The sequence below is a fragment of the Bartonella sp. AP9QHHD genome (assembly GCF_042195625.1).
Lineage (GTDB): Bacteria > Pseudomonadota > Alphaproteobacteria > Rhizobiales > Rhizobiaceae > Bartonella.
Map to the genome: position 1 here is coordinate 1 of NZ_JBHIOP010000114.1, position 2866 is coordinate 2866.

Annotated in this window: 5 protein-coding genes and 1 pseudogene; 4 read left to right on the forward strand and 2 right to left on the reverse strand. The window is 38.5% G+C overall.

The features are described 5' to 3' along the window. The 3 genes and pseudogenes from ACFIK4_RS09455 to ACFIK4_RS09465 all read left to right on the forward strand — a co-directional run. Window positions 1-139: pseudogene (locus tag ACFIK4_RS09455) on the forward strand (late control protein); the annotation flags it as partial. A 303-nt stretch (window positions 140-442) separates the two neighbouring features. Next, complete coding sequence (locus ACFIK4_RS09460; RefSeq protein WP_375675822.1) at window positions 443-1276, forward strand: antA/AntB antirepressor family protein; 834 nt, start codon at window positions 443-445, stop codon at window positions 1274-1276. Then, a complete protein-coding gene (locus tag ACFIK4_RS09465; RefSeq protein ID WP_375628357.1) occupies window positions 1273-1551 on the forward strand; it encodes a hypothetical protein in 279 nt (92 codons plus the stop codon). Before ACFIK4_RS09460 ends, ACFIK4_RS09465 begins: the two co-directional genes overlap by 4 nt. Before the next feature lie 41 nt (window positions 1552-1592). On the opposite strand, the gene ACFIK4_RS09470 is transcribed toward ACFIK4_RS09465, so the two are convergent. Next, window positions 1593-1913, reverse strand: coding sequence for an addiction module antidote protein (locus ACFIK4_RS09470; RefSeq protein ID WP_375621863.1), 321 nt, complete (start codon window positions 1911-1913; stop codon window positions 1593-1595). Continuing rightward, window positions 1900-2202: a type II toxin-antitoxin system RelE/ParE family toxin gene (locus tag ACFIK4_RS09475; RefSeq protein WP_006589072.1), complete on the reverse strand. Its 303-nt coding sequence runs from the start codon at window positions 2200-2202 to the stop codon at window positions 1900-1902. Before ACFIK4_RS09475 ends, ACFIK4_RS09470 begins: the two co-directional genes overlap by 14 nt. 159 nt (window positions 2203-2361) lie before the next feature. Between ACFIK4_RS09475 and ACFIK4_RS09480 the strand changes: the two genes are divergently transcribed. After that, a partial coding sequence (locus ACFIK4_RS09480; protein WP_375675823.1) for a lysozyme occupies window positions 2362-2866 on the forward strand: 505 nt, incomplete at its 3' end.

The window sequence follows — 2866 nt, forward strand, 5'->3', positions numbered from 1 at the left end:
TGAAACCCAAGAAGATGCGGCTGGAAACGTTGCAAACACCACACCAGACAAAGATGATACCCTTGATCCAAACGCCCCACCTAACGCATGTGATGAAGGCGAAGGCGTTATCCATATGGATGAAGAAGGCATCAATTAGCAAAAATATCAAAAAATTATCAGAAGCAACTTGACAATGTGGCAACAATATGAATAATCGAATCAGGTGCCTCAAAAACACCTTAAAACATCTAGCGGATTGGTTGCCGAAATAATCAATCTTCTGAACATTAAAGATTTTGACTCATTATATGCCGTGGCATATAAAGGTCTTGTCGGGTGTGGTTATGCTATACAATACCCTTTTGGGAAAGGCATAACGACGGACTAGATGCCGTGTTTTTGAGCACCCGGCACTCTCTATTGAGTGTCAATCAAAAACTTTAACATCTAGGAGTTCATCATGAACACTCTTATAAAAATATCAGAACAAATAATTGGACAGGAAACAGTTCAAACTGTTAACGCTCGCGAATTACACGCATTTTTAGAAGTAAAAACCAGTTTTAAAGATTGGATTATCAGACGTATTCAAGATTGTAAATTTAAAGAAGAGCATGACTTTTGCTCTTTTTTGAGCGAAAGTTCAGGTGGACGTCCTTCTAAAGATTATGCTCTCACCTTAGACATGGCTAAACATCTTTCTATGATAGAGAGGAATGACAAAGGACATGAAGCGCGTCAATACTTTATCAAATGCGAACGGCTTTTGAAACAAGTAGCAACCCCACAAGTTGACTACTCCAAACCCGAAGCATTACTTGGTGTTTTGAACCATTTACAAAGTCAAATTGAGCAGAAGGATAACACCATTGCCGAATTAACACCAAAAGCAAAAGCTTTGGAAGGCTTAAAACGCTCTGATGGGTTGTTTGGTCTTATCGAAGCAGCGAAAATGCTTGAAGTACGACCAAAGGACTTAACCGATTATTTGCGTAAACATGACTGGGTCTATCGACGGGCTCCAGGGGCGCCTCTGTTACCTTATCAGGATAAGATCAAGAAAGGATTCATGGACTGTCCTGCTATCACCANGCGTAAACATGATTGGGTGTATCGACGGGCTCCAGGGGCGCCTCTGTTACCTTATCAGGATAAGATCAAGAAAGGATTCATGGACTGTCCTGCTATCACCATTCAAAGACCGGATGGTACAGAAAAGGTGCTCCCTTCAACAAAAATCACATCTAGAGGATTAGCATGTTTGAGAGAACAAATCCATGGAGGTGTACAATGAAGATAGATACCAACTTCTTATGTGACTTATGGATGGCATTATCTCGATTTTCTAGACATGAAAATATGAGCGATAAAGATTGTACTGCTCTGGTTGACACTATGAGTGTAATAGAAAAAGCTTTGATTTCAAAACTTCAGGATGAACTACCCAATATTACAAAGATTTTAGCAATTCTTACAGATTTTGGAGATTCAGAGTTACCGCATAGCATGGATTCTTTGTTACGCGCTTATGAACCAAATCTAGAGAGCCCCATTAAAAAGGTTGCTTAATTAAAAAAATATGCCTCCCCGTTCTCAAAATGGGGAGGTGGTTAAGATGCTTCTTCTAAAGTTGTCTGCTCCTTACAATTCTTTTGAATAGGTGTCAAACTCATTTGCAAATTTAAAGCATTCAAAACACTGAGAAAAGTAGAAAGCCGTGGGTCGCCTTTATCACTTAAAGAACGATAGAGGGACTCGCGATTTAAACCTGTCTCTTGAGAAACAGCTGTCATTCCTTGTTTACGTGCAATAATACCTAATACATGTGCAATATAACCACTATTTTTAGTTTCTAAAGCATCATCTAATAAAATCTTAAAGTCTTCAGGCGTGTTAAAATATTCACTTACATCAAATTTAGTAATTTCCATGTTTCATTTCCTTTACTAATTGAAGGGCTTTTTCGATATCTTTTTGTTGTGTAGATTTATCACCAGCATTTAACAACAAAATGATTTGTTTCCCTTGTTTTACAAAATAAATCCTATAGCCTGGTCCATAATTTATTTTTAGTTCACCAATGCCACGGAAATATTTCACGTCTCCTAGAAGCCCATATTCAAGGCGGAAAATACGTGCAGCAATTTTCTTTTGCACTTGTTTGTCTTTTAACGAGTCTAACCACTCTGTAAAATAGTGTGTTTTTTTAACAATAAACATCTGTAGTTTATATGCTACATAATAAATAATGTCAAATACATTCTTTTGTTCCAATGAACAAGCTACATAGGTTTTAACAAGCCATCCTTTCAAATGGGAAAAATATCAATTTTTTAATCCAGCTCTGCTTTTTGCGGAGCTTTTTTTATGGAGAAGCATATGCGAAAAATATCATTAGAGGGACTTGCACTGATCAAACAATGGGAAGGTTTGCGTTTAAACGCCTATAAAGATGCCATTGGGGTATGGACAATAGGTTATGGACATACAAACAGTGCTGGAAAACCTTTTATTTACGAAGGCATGACAATCACTGAAAAGCAAGCAGAAGAACTTCTTTGCCAAGACTTAAGACAATTTGAAAATGTCGTTGAACGCGCGGTTACAGTTTCATTAACGGATGAACAATTCGCGGCGTTAGTGTCCTTTTGCTATAATGTAGGAACAGGAGCCTTTTGTAACTCGACACTGTTAAAAAAGCTCAATCAAGGTGAATATGAAGCTGTCCCTGCCGAGCTACAGAAATGGACCAAAGCAGGCGGAAAGCGTCTTGAAGGTCTCGCACACCGGCGTGCGGCAGAAACAGGCTTATGGGCAAAAGGGGCTTATGTTTCCTCCAATTATCAAACAGTAGAAACGCAAGCACCAACAGGGCTTTTCAAAG

Excerpts from the sequence above, each read along its gene's own strand:
- ACFIK4_RS09465 (WP_375628357.1), top strand. The coding sequence starts at position 1,273 with ATGAAGATAGATACCAACTTCTTATGTGACTTATGGATGGCATTATCT.
- ACFIK4_RS09470 (WP_375621863.1), bottom strand. The coding sequence starts at position 1,913 with ATGGAAATTACTAAATTTGATGTAAGTGAATATTTTAACACGCCTGAA.
- ACFIK4_RS09475 (WP_006589072.1), bottom strand. The coding sequence starts at position 2,202 with ATGTTTATTGTTAAAAAAACACACTATTTTACAGAGTGGTTAGACTCG.